The sequence below is a fragment of the Erwinia sp. Eh17-17 genome (assembly GCF_039675725.1).
In the GTDB taxonomy this organism is placed as follows: domain Bacteria; phylum Pseudomonadota; class Gammaproteobacteria; order Enterobacterales; family Enterobacteriaceae; genus Erwinia.
Window position 1 is genome coordinate 460,308 of record NZ_JBDFQT010000002.1, and the last position, 13,711, is coordinate 474,018.

The 13,711-nt window shown below is 59.2% G+C and carries 14 protein-coding genes; 10 read left to right on the plus strand and 4 right to left on the minus strand.

The features are described 5' to 3' along the window. Nucleotides 1-21 precede the first annotated feature (21 nt). Nucleotides 22-1,707, plus strand: a complete 1,686-nt coding sequence (gene hutU / locus ABEH87_RS07490) for a urocanate hydratase (protein ID WP_346575339.1) — start codon at nucleotides 22-24, stop codon at nucleotides 1,705-1,707. A gap of 124 nt (nucleotides 1,708-1,831) precedes the next feature. Beyond that, on the plus strand, nucleotides 1,832-2,986 hold the full coding sequence (locus tag ABEH87_RS07495) for a M20 aminoacylase family protein (RefSeq protein WP_346575341.1): 1,155 nt from the start codon (nucleotides 1,832-1,834) through the stop codon (nucleotides 2,984-2,986). A gap of 71 nt (nucleotides 2,987-3,057) precedes the next feature. Here the strand turns inward: ABEH87_RS07495 and ybiB are convergent, their stop codons facing one another. The 4 genes from ybiB to ABEH87_RS07515 all read right to left on the minus strand — a co-directional run bounded on the left by ybiB (nucleotide 3,058) and on the right by ABEH87_RS07515 (nucleotide 7,472). Continuing rightward, the gene (ybiB, locus tag ABEH87_RS07500) at nucleotides 3,058-4,029 is read right to left on the minus strand and encodes a DNA-binding protein YbiB (protein ID WP_346575343.1); all 972 of its coding nucleotides are present in this window, start codon (nucleotides 4,027-4,029) and stop codon (nucleotides 3,058-3,060) included. Between the two features lie 29 nt (nucleotides 4,030-4,058). Continuing rightward, nucleotides 4,059-6,221, minus strand: a complete 2,163-nt coding sequence (gene dinG / locus ABEH87_RS07505) for an ATP-dependent DNA helicase DinG (protein WP_346575345.1) — start codon at nucleotides 6,219-6,221, stop codon at nucleotides 4,059-4,061. A 160-nt stretch (nucleotides 6,222-6,381) separates the two neighbouring features. After that, complete coding sequence (locus ABEH87_RS07510; protein ID WP_346575347.1) at nucleotides 6,382-6,912, minus strand: GNAT family N-acetyltransferase; 531 nt, start codon at nucleotides 6,910-6,912, stop codon at nucleotides 6,382-6,384. Next, entirely contained in the window at nucleotides 6,909-7,472 is a 564-nt protein-coding gene (locus ABEH87_RS07515; RefSeq protein ID WP_346575348.1) for an XRE family transcriptional regulator, read from the minus strand. Before ABEH87_RS07515 ends, ABEH87_RS07510 begins: the two co-directional genes overlap by 4 nt. Nucleotides 7,473-7,622: 150 nt before the next feature. Here ABEH87_RS07515 and ABEH87_RS07520 point away from each other — a divergent pair, with 150 nt between their 5' ends. From ABEH87_RS07520 to ABEH87_RS07555, 8 genes are read left to right on the plus strand one after another with little or no spacing between them, the layout of a single operon-like run. Continuing rightward, the gene (locus tag ABEH87_RS07520; protein WP_346575350.1) at nucleotides 7,623-8,354 is read left to right on the plus strand and encodes a MerR family transcriptional regulator; all 732 of its coding nucleotides are present in this window, start codon (nucleotides 7,623-7,625) and stop codon (nucleotides 8,352-8,354) included. 10 nt (nucleotides 8,355-8,364) lie between these two features. After that, complete coding sequence (locus tag ABEH87_RS07525) at nucleotides 8,365-8,796, plus strand: nuclear transport factor 2 family protein (protein WP_346575352.1); 432 nt, start codon at nucleotides 8,365-8,367, stop codon at nucleotides 8,794-8,796. After that, complete coding sequence (locus ABEH87_RS07530; RefSeq protein ID WP_346575354.1) at nucleotides 8,793-9,509, plus strand: SDR family NAD(P)-dependent oxidoreductase; 717 nt, start codon at nucleotides 8,793-8,795, stop codon at nucleotides 9,507-9,509. Before ABEH87_RS07525 ends, ABEH87_RS07530 begins: the two co-directional genes overlap by 4 nt. Nucleotides 9,510-9,512: 3 nt before the next feature. Next, nucleotides 9,513-10,778, plus strand: a complete 1,266-nt coding sequence (locus ABEH87_RS07535) for an FAD-dependent oxidoreductase (RefSeq protein ID WP_346575356.1) — start codon at nucleotides 9,513-9,515, stop codon at nucleotides 10,776-10,778. After that, the gene (locus ABEH87_RS07540; RefSeq protein WP_346575358.1) at nucleotides 10,775-11,491 is read left to right on the plus strand and encodes a DUF1365 domain-containing protein; all 717 of its coding nucleotides are present in this window, start codon (nucleotides 10,775-10,777) and stop codon (nucleotides 11,489-11,491) included. Before ABEH87_RS07535 ends, ABEH87_RS07540 begins: the two co-directional genes overlap by 4 nt. Before the next feature lie 3 nt (nucleotides 11,492-11,494). Continuing rightward, nucleotides 11,495-12,724: a cyclopropane-fatty-acyl-phospholipid synthase family protein gene (locus ABEH87_RS07545; RefSeq protein WP_346575360.1), complete on the plus strand. Its 1,230-nt coding sequence runs from the start codon at nucleotides 11,495-11,497 to the stop codon at nucleotides 12,722-12,724. Then, a complete protein-coding gene (locus ABEH87_RS07550) occupies nucleotides 12,721-13,203 on the plus strand; it encodes a DUF2878 domain-containing protein (RefSeq protein ID WP_346575362.1) in 483 nt (160 codons plus the stop codon). The genes ABEH87_RS07545 and ABEH87_RS07550 overlap by 4 nt, the downstream gene beginning before the upstream one ends. Continuing rightward, on the plus strand, nucleotides 13,200-13,709 hold the full coding sequence (locus tag ABEH87_RS07555) for a hypothetical protein (RefSeq protein ID WP_346575363.1): 510 nt from the start codon (nucleotides 13,200-13,202) through the stop codon (nucleotides 13,707-13,709). Before ABEH87_RS07550 ends, ABEH87_RS07555 begins: the two co-directional genes overlap by 4 nt. Nucleotides 13,710-13,711: the final 2 nt, after the last annotated feature.

Here is a 13,711-nt window from a genome sequence, read left to right on the forward strand (position 1 = left end):
CTGTTGGATAAGGAAAAGAACATGACTGATTCCGTAAGCAAAGCCGTCGCCCGGACGATTCGCGCCCCGCACGGCAGTGAGCTGCACTGCGCCAACTGGCTGATTGAAGCCGCTTACCGCATGATCCAGAACAACCTCGACCCGGATGTGGCCGAGCGCCCGGAAGACCTGGTGGTTTACGGCGGCATTGGTAAAGCCGCACGTAACTGGGAGTGCTTTGAACAGATCCTGCGCTCTTTGAAAGCGTTGCAGCCGGAAGAGACGCTGCTGGTGCAGTCCGGTAAACCGGTAGGCGTATTCCGTACCCACGCCGATGCTCCGCGCGTGCTGATTGCCAACTCTAATCTGGTCCCACACTGGGCCACCTGGGACCACTTCCACGAACTGGATAAAGCGGGTCTGATGATGTACGGCCAGATGACCGCGGGATCGTGGATCTACATCGGGGCACAGGGAATTGTGCAGGGTACCTTTGAAACCTTCGTTGAAGCCGGCCGCCAGCACTACAACGGTGACCTGGCGGGTAAATGGATCCTGACCGCCGGACTGGGCGGGATGGGCGGAGCACAGCCGCTGGCTGGCGTACTGGCCGGCGCTTCGGTGCTGGCGGTCGAGTGTCAGGAGTCGCGCATTGATTTCCGCCTGCGCACCCGTTACCTGGATTATAAAGCCTTCACCATTGATGAAGCGCTGGGAATTATCGACAAAGCCAATAAAGAGAAACGCGCCATTTCCGTTGGCCTGCTGGGCAACGCGGCCGAAATTCTGCCCGAGCTGGTAAAACGCGCCAGAGCCGGAGGTATGCAGCCGCATATCGTGACCGACCAGACTTCCGCGCACGACCCGATTAACGGCTATCTGCCAGCTGGCTGGGACGTGGAACGCTGGGAGTCTGCCCGTCAGTCCGATCCTAAATCGGTGGAAAAAGCCGCCCGCGCCTCAATGGCCGTGCATGTTCAGGCGATGCTCGACTTCTGCCATATGGGCATTCCGACCGTCGATTACGGTAACAACATCCGTCAGGTTGCGCTGGAAGAAGGGGTGAAAAATGCCTTTGATTTCCCTGGCTTCGTCCCGGCCTATATTCGTCCGCTGTTCTGCGAAGGTAAAGGCCCGTTCCGCTGGGTAGCGCTTTCCGGCGACCCGGAAGATATCTACAAGACCGATGCCAAACTGAAAGAGCTGTTCCCGGACCACACCAACCTGCACCGCTGGCTGGATATGGCACAGGAGCGTATTGCCTTCCAGGGCTTACCGGCGCGTATCTGCTGGCTGGGTCTGGGCGAACGTCATCTTGCCGGACTGGCGTTTAATGAAATGGTGCGCAATGGCGAGCTGAAAGCGCCGGTGGTTATTGGCCGCGATCATCTTGACTGCGGATCCGTCGCTTCGCCCAATCGTGAAACGGAAGCCATGATGGACGGTTCAGATGCAGTCTCCGACTGGCCGCTGCTCAATGCCCTGCTGAACACGGCGGGGGGGGCGACCTGGGTCAGCCTGCATCACGGTGGCGGCGTGGGGATGGGCTTCTCTCAGCACGCTGGCGTGGTGATTGTGGCGGACGGTACGCCGGAAGCCGATGCGCGCCTTGGCCGCGTGCTGTGGAACGATCCGGCAACCGGCGTGATGCGCCATGCGGATGCCGGCTATGACGTTGCCAGAGCCTGCGCCCGTCAGCACGAGCTCAATCTGCCGATGGTAAAATAACCTGCCGCCACGGGCCTGTCTGACAGGCCCGTTTTTCACTGACCTCCGCCCCCTGCCCCCTGTTTTATGCTAACTTATTTCCTGCCCGCTAAGTGAATAGCGCCCCGTACAGGAGAAGTAACCGATGGCCATTCCCCTTTCGCTGATTGAAGAAGCTACTGGCTGGCGCAGGATGCTGCACGCCCACCCTGAACTCGGCTATCAGGAACACCAGACGGCTCAGAGGGTAGCCGATACGCTGACGGCAATGGGGTTACAGGTGCATCGCGGGCTGGCAGGGACGGGCGTGGTCGGCACGCTGGAAAACGGCCCCGGCCCCACGATTGGCCTGCGCGCGGACATGGATGCGCTACCGATCACCGAGCTGGGCGATGTCCCTTACCGCTCTACCCGGCCCGGAAGCATGCACGCCTGTGGCCATGACGGCCATACCGCGATTCTGCTGGCCACCGCCAGACACCTGAGCACCACCCGATGTTTTAGCGGCACGATTCACTTTGTCTTCCAGCCTGCTGAAGAAAATCTCGGCGGCGCACGTCGTATGGTGGAAGAAGGGTTATTTACCCTGTTCCCGATGGATGCTATCTACGGTATGCATAACTGGCCGGGACTGCCTGCCGGCCACGTAGCCGTGAATGAAGGGGCGATGATGGCTTCGCTGGACTCTTTCGAAATCACCCTGCGCGGGCGCAGCTGCCATGCTGCCATGCCGGAAAACGGCGCCGACCCGATTGTCGCTGCCGCCCAGCTGATTCTGGCGCTACAAACCATTCCCGCCCGCCGTCTGTCACCGCTGGCTTCAGCGGTGGTCAGCATTACGCAGATTAACGGCGGCGAAGCGATTAACGTCATTCCGGAAACGGTGGTTCTGCGCGGTACTCTGCGCTGTCTGCAGGCCGATGTGCGCGTGCGGGTTCGCCAGATGATTGACGAATTCGTGACCACCTTCACTGCCCCGCTGGGGATTGAAGGCAGCATTGTTTATCAGACCGACTATCCGGTCACCGCGAACCATGCGCAGGAAGCGGCAAAGGTGCGCGACAGTGCGTTAACGCTGCTGCCTGCGCAACAGGTGCACTGGAATGTGAATCCATCGATGGCATCGGAAGATTTTGCCTGCATGCTGGAAGCCTGCCCCGGCGCCTATTTCTGGCTGGGAGCCGACGGTGACACGCCTTCAGCCCCGCTGCACAACGCACGCTATGATTTTAACGATGCGTTGATTGGCCCCGGCATCGCGCTGTGGAGTGCGCTGGTCAGGCAGTTGTTGCCGCGTTAATCATCGCTGTGGGCGGACCGAAAAAGAGGGTCCGCCCCTGCACCATACAATTTCGCTCGTCCCGGACCCCGCTAATATCCTGCTGCATCTATCTGGGCTAACGCGCCATCCAGGTCCGCCGCGCGTCCGGTTGCCAGATAACAGCAGGCGATTTGCAGGCGCAGCGACTGCGGTACGGCCACTTCGCGATCCAGACAGCGACGGATCCACGCGGCCGTGGTGGCGGCATCTTTTGCCGCAGGCAGCTGGTCTCCGCTCAGAGGGGTCTCCTCCTGACGGGCCAGCAGTACCTTTGTCTCTTCCCCGGCAATCAGCGTGATCGACGGGCAGCGCTGCGGATTAGCGTACACCTCACCTTCTGTCCCGTTCAGTAACAGGCTGCGTCCGCCGATGGCGCTGAAAAATGCCGCCACGCGGGGGATGTACTCCGGGTGCGAGACGCTGGCCAGGCGCAGTGCCGCATCTTCCGCAAACGGCGTGGCCAGTTTAGCGAGGGTATGCGCACTGTTGCGCACGCCCATCCGCCAGCGCAGCGCCAGCTGCTGCTCCATCGGCTGACACAGCATACCAACCGTCATAAACACCAGCTCACCGGCGTCGAGCTTCGCCTGCGCCTGATCTGAGGAGGTCACCGGGGCCATATCCAGCGCGGCAAACACCGCTTCGCTGGTGACGCGGGTGGGGTCATCGCTCACGCCGTGAACCAGCACCGGAAAGCCGAGACGTGACAGCAGCAGTGCCAGCAAAGGCGTGAGATTGCCCTGACGACGCGCCCCGTTATAGCTGGGGATCACCACCGGCATCGGCAGATGTGCGGGTGGCGTCAGCCGCGGCATCTGCTCCTGCATCGCCTGGTAGAAGCCGGGCATCTCCTCTTCGCCTTCACCTTTAATACGCAGGGCAATCAGGAGGGCACCCAGCTCAAGATCGGGCACCTGCCCGGTCAGAATACGGCGATAGAGTTCGCGGGCGGTCTCAGCGTCAATGTCGCGGGCATGATTCTTACCGCGTCCAACCTCTTTAATAATTTTGTTATATTCCATGCTCATGCTCAGTCAGTTGCAGATATTGGTTAACGACGGCGGCGCGATGCGGGCTTTTTCTTCACGGGCGGGCTGACGGCTTTCGGCAGCTCGCCTTCCGGCATCGGTGGCTGCGCTATCGGGAACACCGGCAGCGCGCCCAGCAGGCGTGCGCCATAGCTTTTACTGATCAACCGCCGGTCATAAATGACAATCTCGCCAAAGCAGTCGTGGCTGCGGATCAGTCGCCCGACCTGCTGGATGAGATTAAACGAGGCGCTGGGCAGGCTTTGCACTTCAAACGGATAGCGCTTCAGGCTTTTCAGCCATTCCCCTTCGGTCAAAATAACCGGACTGTCTATCGGAGGGAAAGCAATTTTATGAATATGGACCTGCGAGAGCAGGTCACCTTTCAGATCCAGCCCTTCTGCAAAGGATTGAAGCCCTACCAGCACGCTGGTTTCTCCCTGCTCTACCCGTTTACGGTGCAGCGCCACCAGCGCGGGACGCGGCTTATCGCCCTGCACCAGCATCATCAGGCGCAGCTCAGGCAGATAGGCAATAAACTGATGCATCGCACGGGCGCTGGCAAACAGCACCAGAATCCCCTTATGGGCGGCCAGTTTAATCTGGTGACGGAAGAAGTGCGCCATTTCAGCCAGGTGCATCACTTCGTTAGCCAGCATTGGCTCATATTTCATCTGCGGAATAATCAGCTGCCCCTGGGCAACATGATTAAACGGCGAGTCGAGCGCGACAAAACGATCACCGGCTTTTTCGCTCAGGCCGGACATCTCCTGCAGGCGCTGAAAGCTGTTCAGGGAGCGCAGCGTGGCTGACGTCACCACCACGTGAGGGATTTTACGCCACAGCAGCTTTTCCAGCTGTTCGCTGACGCGGATCCCGGCACAGTGAAACATCAGGTGCGCGGCACCATCGCGCACTTCGCGCGTTACCCATTTTGACACCGGCGCACCGGAAGCCTGTTCCATGGCGGCCAGCCGCCACAGCTTGCTGGTGGCTTCAAACCAGCCCAGTGCGCGGTTCATCTGAATTAACGTGCGGTGCAGGCGCACCACGTCAAACTGGCCGCTTTTCTCGCTGAGATCGTTCATCATGCCTTCCGCCAGCCCGCGCAGCGCATCGCTGAGTTTAAACAGCCGGGCGCAGATCGTCAGGATCTCTTCGGGCAGCAGCCCCATCTCAAAGCGGAACTCCCCCTCCTGACCTTCCGGCGGCAGGTAAAGACCGAGGATCTGCGACAACATCTGCAACTGTTCGCGCACCTCTTCACAGTGGGCTTTTAATTTGTCCGGGTGGCTGAGGGGCGGCGGACGCTTCGGCCGGAACTGCGCCAGGCACTGCTCCACCAGGCGGCAAAACAGGTCGAGCTGCAATACGGTCCAGCCCGGCGTGATTTCACCGCTCATCTCCAGCGCGTCGCGCGCCACATCCGGCAGATGATGGCCCTCATCCAGCACCAGCAGCAGATTTTTCGGCGGCGGCAGCACCGACTCAGTTTCCAGAGCCGCCATCACCAGGGCATGGTTCGCCACCACCACATCGGCGTCTTCAATCTCACGCCGTGCCACATAGAACGGGCATTCGCGAAACCAGTTGCAGTTGCTGCCCAGACAGTTGGCTTTGTCGGTGCTCAGACGTTGCCAGAGCGAATCTTCAATATTCTCAGCACAGTGATCGCGCAGCCCGTCCCACTGGTAGCGTTTCAGTGATTTTTCCAGTTCAGTGCAGATCGCGCGCTCATCCTTGCTGGCGGTCATGTCGTCGTCGAGAAACAGCAGCAGGTCGCCCTGGTTTTCTTCGTCCGTTGCCAGCGCCGACAGATTACGCGGGCAGACGTAGCGCCCACGGCCAAAGGCAGCGGTAAACTTCAGGTCGGGGATAATTTTCTTCAGCAGCGGCAGGTCCTTGCTGAATATCTGGTCCTGTAGTGCCACATTGGCGGTGCTGACCACCAGCGGTTTTTCCTCGGCGCGACTGACGGCAATGCCCGGAATCAGGTAGGAGAGGGTCTTCCCCACCCCGGTGGGGGCTTCAATAGCCAGATGACGGCCATCGTCCCCCGCCAGCGTTTTGGCCACTTCAGCAATCATCTGACGCTGCGGCGCACGCGGAATAAAATCGGGGACTTGCTGTTGCAGGGCTTTATACCACCCGGCAATTTGCGTTTTTAACGCGACAGTTAACGCCATGACAACCACTTCCTGCTGAACAAGGCTGTATTTTTACACAGTATGGCGACGGCGTCAGCCTGCAAACGCTAATCTCCAGAGGAGGCTCGCAGTTTCAGCCGGTCATTTACTGGCGGCGACGCTGTAATCGTCTTGCAGATCACATCCGGACAGCGTCGGGTCAGTCCGCCGGGCCAATCGCCTTATACATCACCGTGGTTGCGTCCATCACTCCGGCGGTGGAGCGGGCGTAACCGGGGATCTGCCCGGCGGTTTGCCAGCCAAGCGAACGGTAAAGAGGTTCCGCCACGTCGCCGCTGCGCGTATCCAGCACCAGCAGGCTGCGCCCGAGCTGACCGGCGCGTGCCTCTGCCTGCTGCATCAGCGCGCGGGCAATCCCGCTGCGACGCGCGTCCGGGTGAACCAGCAGTTTCACCACTTCGGCGCGGTGCACCCCGTTGGCTGGCATCGCCAGTACCAGCATAACGGTGCCTACAATGCGCTCTTCACAACGGGCCACCAGCAGCTGTTTATCGCCGCAGGCCAGACTGAGAACGACATCCTGCCAGAAGTGATTCATCTGCTGCGCATCGCGCTTCACAAAACCTATACTCGCGCCCTGCGCCACGCAGCCGTCCAGCACGTTGCACAGTGCCGCCAGCTCCTGCTGTGCCCCGGCAGCATCCAGCCACTGATAGTTAATCGTTTTCATGGGCGGGCCACCACCAGCGCATAGTGCGCTCCGGTTGCTTCAGGCGCGTGGAAGGTGGTGCGACCGAACAGATGAAAGCGCAGACAGTCCCCCTGCTCCAGTCGCCATACGCGGTCATCCATCTGAAACTCCAGTACGCCATCCAGTATCCAGATATGCTGCTCCAGCCCGGCAAGCGGCGGCAGGTCATAGTCAATGCGCGCCCCGGCCGCCAGCCTGGCCTCCACCAGCTCCGCCTGAAAGGCCTGCGCCGGAGGGGAGACAGTGCGGCGCTGATAGCCGTTCTCACGATCGTGCCAGACGCTTTGCTGAGCGGGCCGCAACAGCTGTATCGTTTCCTGCTCCACTTCGCTTAACAGCCGTGACATGGTCAATCCATAGGCATGACATAAGCGGTTAAGCAGTGCGGCGGTGGGGCTGGTTTCAGCACGTTCAATGCGCGATAGCGAAGCACGGCTAATCCCGGTAAGCTCAGCCAGCGCCTCCAGCGACCAGCCCTTCTCCAGGCGCAGGTCAGCAAGACGTTGTGCCAGTCGCTGTTCTGTTGGCGTTTGTTCCATTGTAGTTTCTCATATTTGGGATTTAATCTCTTATATGAGATATAAGCGTAAATCCTTGTCATTTCAACTTGTACAATAATAAATACTTTGTACAAGCTGAGGTAATTGGTTAGGCTGATAACAGGTCCGAAAGTGAGTAAGAGGTAATACATGGCACAGTACAGCATCGGAGACGTCGCAGAACGCTGCGGTATTAACCCGGTCACGCTGCGCGCCTGGCAGCGTCGTTACGGTCTGCTGAAGCCACAGCGAACAGAGGGAGGTCACCGTCTGTTCGATGAAGACGATATTGAGCGCATCGAAGAGATCAAACGCTGGATAGAGAGTGGCGTTCCGGTCGGCAAGGTTAAAGCCCTGATCGAAGGCGAAAACGTTAACTTCGATGATGGATGGTTCATCCTTCAGGAAGAGATTCTGGCGGTACTCCGTCAGGTTCGTCCGTCAAAGCTGCGGGCAAAAATAGCGTCAACAGGCAAAGAAAACCCCGCAGACGCGCTGATCGATCGCGTTTACGTACCTATTCGTCAGCGACTGGGGTTAGAACAAAATACTGCACGAGCTATGTGTAGTCTGTTAGATGGTGCTTTAATTGATTATATTGCCTTCTGTTTAACCGGTTCGCGAAAGAAAGCGGGAAAAGATGCGCTGCTGATCGGATGGGGCATTACCGACCGGACGCGTCTGTGGATGGAGGCCTGGCGGCTTTCCCAGCAGGGCTGGCGCATTGATGTGCTGGCTGAACCGCTTGACTCACCGCGACCGGAGCTGTTCCCAGGGCAACATCTCTTTGTTTATACAGGCAAAGCCTTAACTAAACGCCAGCAGGAGCAGATGACCGACTGGCAGGCCCAGGGGTTCTCCATCACCTCACACGGCGATTAAAGGAGCAGGTATGTCACAGCAGGTCGCACTACAGCAGTTAGTCACGTTTTACCAGACGCTGGACAGCGACAGGCTGGCGATGCTGGCGCAGATTTATCACCCGGACGTGCGTCTGAGCGATCCGGTAGGTGAACATCAGGGCCTGGCGGTCGTGGAGCAGTATTTCGCCAGCCTGTTACAGAACATGCGCTACTGCCGGTTCGACGTCACCTTAACGCGTGAGTTTGACAGCGATGCGCTGCTGCTGTGGCGTATGGAGTATGCCCACCCGTCGCTACAGCGCGGTGCCGATCAGACGCTGGATGGCAGCAGTTACCTGCAGTTTCGCGATGATAAGGTGGTGTTTCAGCGAGATTACTACGATATGGGCGCCATGCTCTACGAGAAACTTCCGCTGCTGGGCAGCGTCATCGGTCTGGTCAAAAAGAGGTTACAGCCATGAAGCGAGTGCTGATTACCGGAGCCAGTTCCGGCATTGGTCTGCAATTAGCTCAGGACTATGCGGCTGACGGCTGGCACGTCACGGCCTGCGGCCGTAATGAAGAACGTCTAAATGCATTGGCCGCACAGTCCCCAATGATAGAAGTTTGCCTGTTTGATATCACCGACCTGGCTGAGACGCGGGCCGCACTTAGCGACATCCGGGTTGACCTGGCGATTCTCTGCGCGGGTACCTGTGAATATCTCGATCATGGCGTGGTTGAGGCGGAAAAAGTCCACCGGGTGATGCTGACTAACTTCAGCGGGCCGGTGAACTGCCTGGACAGCCTGCTGCCGCAAATGCAGCCCGGCAGCCGCGTGGCGCTGGTGGGGTCGACGGCCAGTATGGTCGCCCTGCCCCGCGCTGAAGCGTATGGCGCATCGAAAGCCGCACTGGCCTATTTTGCCCGCAGCCTGGCGCAGGATGTGAAACGCCAGCAGATTGGCATCAGCCTGGTATTGCCTGGCTTTGTGGATACCCCCCTGACGAAACGCAACGATTTTGCCATGCCGATGATTGTCGATGTGGTACAGGCCTCACGCACTATCCGGCGTGGGCTGGAGAAAGGAAAGGCTGAAATCGCCTTCCCCGGACTGTTTGCTTTTATTCTGCGGGTGACTTCGCGGTTGCCCCAGGCCCTTCAGCGTCTGTTAACGCAGAAAATAGCGAGGTGATTTGTGCGCGTTGCGATTATTGGCAGTGGTATTGCCGGGCTGAGCTGTGCGTGGAAACTAGCCCCACGCGCAGACGTCCACCTTTATGAAGCAGGCAGCACACTCGGCGGTCATACTGCCACGGTGGACGTGGAGCTGGAAGATCAACGCTGGGCAATTGATACCGGGTTTATCGTGTTTAACGACCGCACCTACCCGCGTTTTCTCGCGTTGCTCGCTGAACTCGGGCTGGAAAGCCAGCCGACTGAAATGAGTTTTTCGGTGCGTAACGCCCGCACCGGGCTGGAGTATAACGGCCACTCGCTCAGCAGCCTTTTCGCCCAGCGCAGCAACCTGCTGAAGCCCTCTTTTTACCGTTTCCTCGCTGAGATTGTGCGTTTCAACCGCTGCGGCAAGCAGTGGCTGGAACACCAGCAGGACCAGGGCAGTCTTGACGACTTCCTGACGGCCCATGACTTCAGTGAGTTCTTTGCCCAGCACTATATTCTGCCGATGGGGGCCGCTATCTGGTCAACCTCGCTGAGTGAGATGCGCCGGATGCCGCTGACGCAGTTCCTGCACTTCTTTAATCACCACGGGCTGCTGGATTTAACGCAGCGCCCCCAGTGGTATGTGGTGCCCGGCGGTTCACGCGAGTATATCCGTCGCATGATGCAGCTGATCGGTCAGCAGATGCAGGTATACCTCAACACCCCGGTGACCCGTATTACGCGTGATGCCGACGGCGTTACGCTGGAAAGTTCGCGCGGCATGGAACGCTATGACCAGGTGATTTTCGCCTGTCACAGCGATCAGGCATCAGAGCTGCTGTCGGACGCTTCACCGCAGGAAAGCGAGATGCTGGCGGGTGTGCCCTACCGCGCCAATGAGGTGGTGTTGCATACCGACACCCGGCTGTTGCCAAAGGCCCGTGCCGCCTGGGCCAGCTGGAACTACTGCCTTAACGACAGTGAAAAAGGCGATGAACAGCTCGGTGCCAGCGTCACCTACAATATGAATATTTTGCAGGGCATTAAGTCGGCGCACACCTTCTGCGTCAGCCTCAACCCGACGCAGGCTATCGACCCGGCTAAGGTATTAGGCCGCTTCGAATACCACCACCCGCAGTTTGGCCCTGAGTGCCTGCGCACCCAGCAGCAGCGCCTGCTGTTAAACGGTACTAACCGCACCTGGTTCTGCGGCGCATGGAGCTATAACGGATTCCATGAAGACGGTATCCGCAGCGCGCTTGATGTCACCGTGGCAATGGATCAGGCAGGTCTGTTGTGAACAGCGTCCTGTACAGCGGCCACGTGCGCCACCGCCGGTTTACCCCGGTGGATCACCAGTTCAGCTACCGCATTTTTATGCCGCTGATTGACCTGGACGAGCTTTCGCAGCTGAAAAGCCTGGGGATTGGTAACAGCCGCCTGTGCGCCGCCAGCTTCAGCGAAGACGATTTTCTCGGCGGCGGAGGCAACATTAAACAGCGCGCGCAGGCGCGTATTGCCGCGCTGACCGGCGAGCAGCTCTCCGGTCGGGTGATGCTGCTGACGCAGCTGCGTTACTTTGGCTGCTCGTTTAATCCGGTCAATCTTTACTATCTGTACGATGCCGCTGATTCTCTGCGCTGGATGCTGGCCGAGGTGCGCAATACGCCGTGGAATGAGCGCCACACCTACGCGGTGAAACCCGACGGCAGCGAAACCACGCAAAAAGCGTTTCACGTCTCGCCCTTTAACCCGATGGATATGGTGTACCACTGGCGGCTGACACCGCCGGGTAAATCCCTGATGGTGCACATTGAGAACCACCGCGAGGGGCGGGAGTTTGACGCCACGCTGCATTTACGTCGCCAGCCGCTTACCCGGCAAACGCTGCGCCATTTTCTCTGGCGCTTTCCGATGATGACCGTTCGAACCGCGCTGGCGATCTACTGGCAGGCGTGGAAACTTTGGCGCAAAGGTGCGCCGGTCTATGACCACAGCAAGCCGGAGAAATAACCGATGACTGGCACTGATTTCAGCCTGATACGCCGTGAAAAAACGGGTAAACGCTTCTCCACTTCGCGCCGGGTAATTTTCTCCCTGCTGCATGCGATTAAAGATGCGGGGATCACCCTGCACGATCCCCATCTCGGCACCCAGTTTTTCGGTGATGCCCAGGCCGCTCTGCAGGCGGAAGTGGCTATCCACCATTCCCGCGCCTATCGCCGCATTCTGCTGGGCGGCAGCATTGCAGCGGCAGAAGCCTATATGGAAGGCGACTGGGATACCCCGGATTTAACCGCGGTGATCCTGACGCTGGCGCAGAATATCCGCGTCGCCGATAAACTCGAAGCTCGTCTCAGCTGGCTGACCGCGCCGTTTAACCAGCTACGTCATGCGCTGCGTCGGAACAACGTGCGCCAGGCGAAACGCAATATTGCGGCACATTACGATCTGGGCAACGACTTCTATACCACTTTTCTTGATGAGGCGATGCTCTATTCCAGCGGCTGGTTCCAGCATCCGGAGATGACGCTGGAGCAGGCGCAGCAGGCCAAAATGAAACGCCTGTGCGTCAAACTGGCTCTCACCCCTCACGATCATCTGCTGGAAATTGGCAGCGGCTGGGGGGCTATGGCCGAATATGCCGCGCGCGAATATGGCTGCCGGGTCACCACCACCACCATTTCGCGCGAGCAGTACCAATACTGCTGCCAGCGCATTGCTGCCGCCGGGCTGAGCGATCGCGTCACCGTACTGTGCGAGGACTACCGCAACCTCAAAGGCCAGTACGACAAAATCGTGTCAATTGAGATGATTGAAGCGGTGGGTAAAGCCTATATCCCGCTGTTTATCGAACGCTGCCAGCAGTTACTGAAACCGGGTGGGCGCCTGGCCTTACAGGCGATCACCATCAGTGAAGATCGTTTTGACAGCTACGCGCGCGGCGTGGACTTTATCCAGCGCTATATCTTCCCCGGCGGTTTTTTACCTTCGGTCAGCATGCTGCAAAACACGATGCGCGAGGTCAGTGATTTTACTGAGATCGACCAGCTGGAGATCGGCCCGGACTATGCGCAGACCCTGCAGCTGTGGCGGCGACGCTTTGACCACGCCTGGCCACAGCTGGCGAATGGCCGCTTTGACGAACGTTTCCGCCGTATGTGGTTGTTCTATCTCTGTTACTGCGAGGCGGGTTTCCGCGCACAAACCATTGGCACCGTTCAACTGACGCTGCAGCGCGCATGAGTCGCCTGCGCTTCTGGCTGCTGACCTTCGCCTTCGATATCTACTGGGGGCTGGCGGTTGCGCTGCGTGAGCGCCTCTGGCTGCTGCTGAGCGCTGGCGCACTGAGTGCCTGGCTGCTGTGCCCTCACCGGGTAAAACCCCGCCTGCTGCTGGTCGCGCTGGCGGGTGTAGCGATGGACAGCCTGTGGCTGGTGTTGGGATTGTTTCAGTTTAGCGGCAGCCAGGCTTTCCCGGTCTGGATGGTCGCGCTGTGGCTGACGTTCAGCTGCTGGTGGTGGCTGATCCTCAGCCGCTACGCCCTGAATGTACGCTGGCAGATCGCCATCGGCGCCCTGGGTGGGCCCTTTTCCTATTTCATCGGTGAGCGGCTGGGTGGCCTGCACTGGCAACAATCCCCTGCTCTGGTACTGGCCGTGATGGCCGTTGGCTGGGCGATCTGGCTGCCTGCAGTCAGCCGCCTGTTGCGGAGATCAGTATGAAAAAACTGCTGCTGTTACTGCTGTTGTTCACACCGCTGACTCAGGCCGCTGACTGGCTGCGCTGGCAGAATGTTGGCCAGGCCACGCTGACCTGGGGACCCTTTACCGTCTATGACTCGCAGCTGCTGACGCCCGGTGGACGCTGGCAGCCGCAGCAGTGGCCGCTGGCGCTGATCATCACCTATCGCCGGGAGATCAGCCGTCAGGAGCTGCTGGATGCCACGCTCGAACAGTGGCAGGCCCAGAAAACCGGCAGCAGCGAACAGCGCCAGCAGTGGCTGAAACAGCTGGCGACCGTCTGGCCCAATGTCAACGATGGCAGCCGCCTTGCATTTCAGGCAGATGCCAGTGGCGGCCAGTTTTACTGGCAGCCGTCAGGCACTCAGTCCGCTATCAAGCCCATCGGGCCGCGTTTTGATCCCGCTTTTCGTGATGCGTTCCTCAATATCTGGCTGTCGCCCGATACGACTTACCCCGATATCCGTCGGGAACTGACCGGAGGTTAATG

Coding starts and splice junctions, on each gene's coding strand:
- hutU (WP_346575339.1), top strand. CDS start 22: ATGACTGATTCCGTAAGCAAAGCCGTCGCCCGGACGATTCGCGCCCCG.
- ABEH87_RS07495 (WP_346575341.1), top strand. CDS start 1,832: ATGGCCATTCCCCTTTCGCTGATTGAAGAAGCTACTGGCTGGCGCAGG.
- ybiB (WP_346575343.1), bottom strand. CDS start 4,029: ATGGAATATAACAAAATTATTAAAGAGGTTGGACGCGGTAAGAATCAT.
- dinG (WP_346575345.1), bottom strand. CDS start 6,221: ATGGCGTTAACTGTCGCGTTAAAAACGCAAATTGCCGGGTGGTATAAA.
- ABEH87_RS07510 (WP_346575347.1), bottom strand. CDS start 6,912: ATGAAAACGATTAACTATCAGTGGCTGGATGCTGCCGGGGCACAGCAG.
- ABEH87_RS07515 (WP_346575348.1), bottom strand. CDS start 7,472: ATGGAACAAACGCCAACAGAACAGCGACTGGCACAACGTCTTGCTGAC.
- ABEH87_RS07520 (WP_346575350.1), top strand. CDS start 7,623: ATGGCACAGTACAGCATCGGAGACGTCGCAGAACGCTGCGGTATTAAC.
- ABEH87_RS07525 (WP_346575352.1), top strand. CDS start 8,365: ATGTCACAGCAGGTCGCACTACAGCAGTTAGTCACGTTTTACCAGACG.
- ABEH87_RS07530 (WP_346575354.1), top strand. CDS start 8,793: ATGAAGCGAGTGCTGATTACCGGAGCCAGTTCCGGCATTGGTCTGCAA.
- ABEH87_RS07545 (WP_346575360.1), top strand. CDS start 11,495: ATGACTGGCACTGATTTCAGCCTGATACGCCGTGAAAAAACGGGTAAA.
- ABEH87_RS07550 (WP_346575362.1), top strand. CDS start 12,721: ATGAGTCGCCTGCGCTTCTGGCTGCTGACCTTCGCCTTCGATATCTAC.
- ABEH87_RS07555 (WP_346575363.1), top strand. CDS start 13,200: ATGAAAAAACTGCTGCTGTTACTGCTGTTGTTCACACCGCTGACTCAG.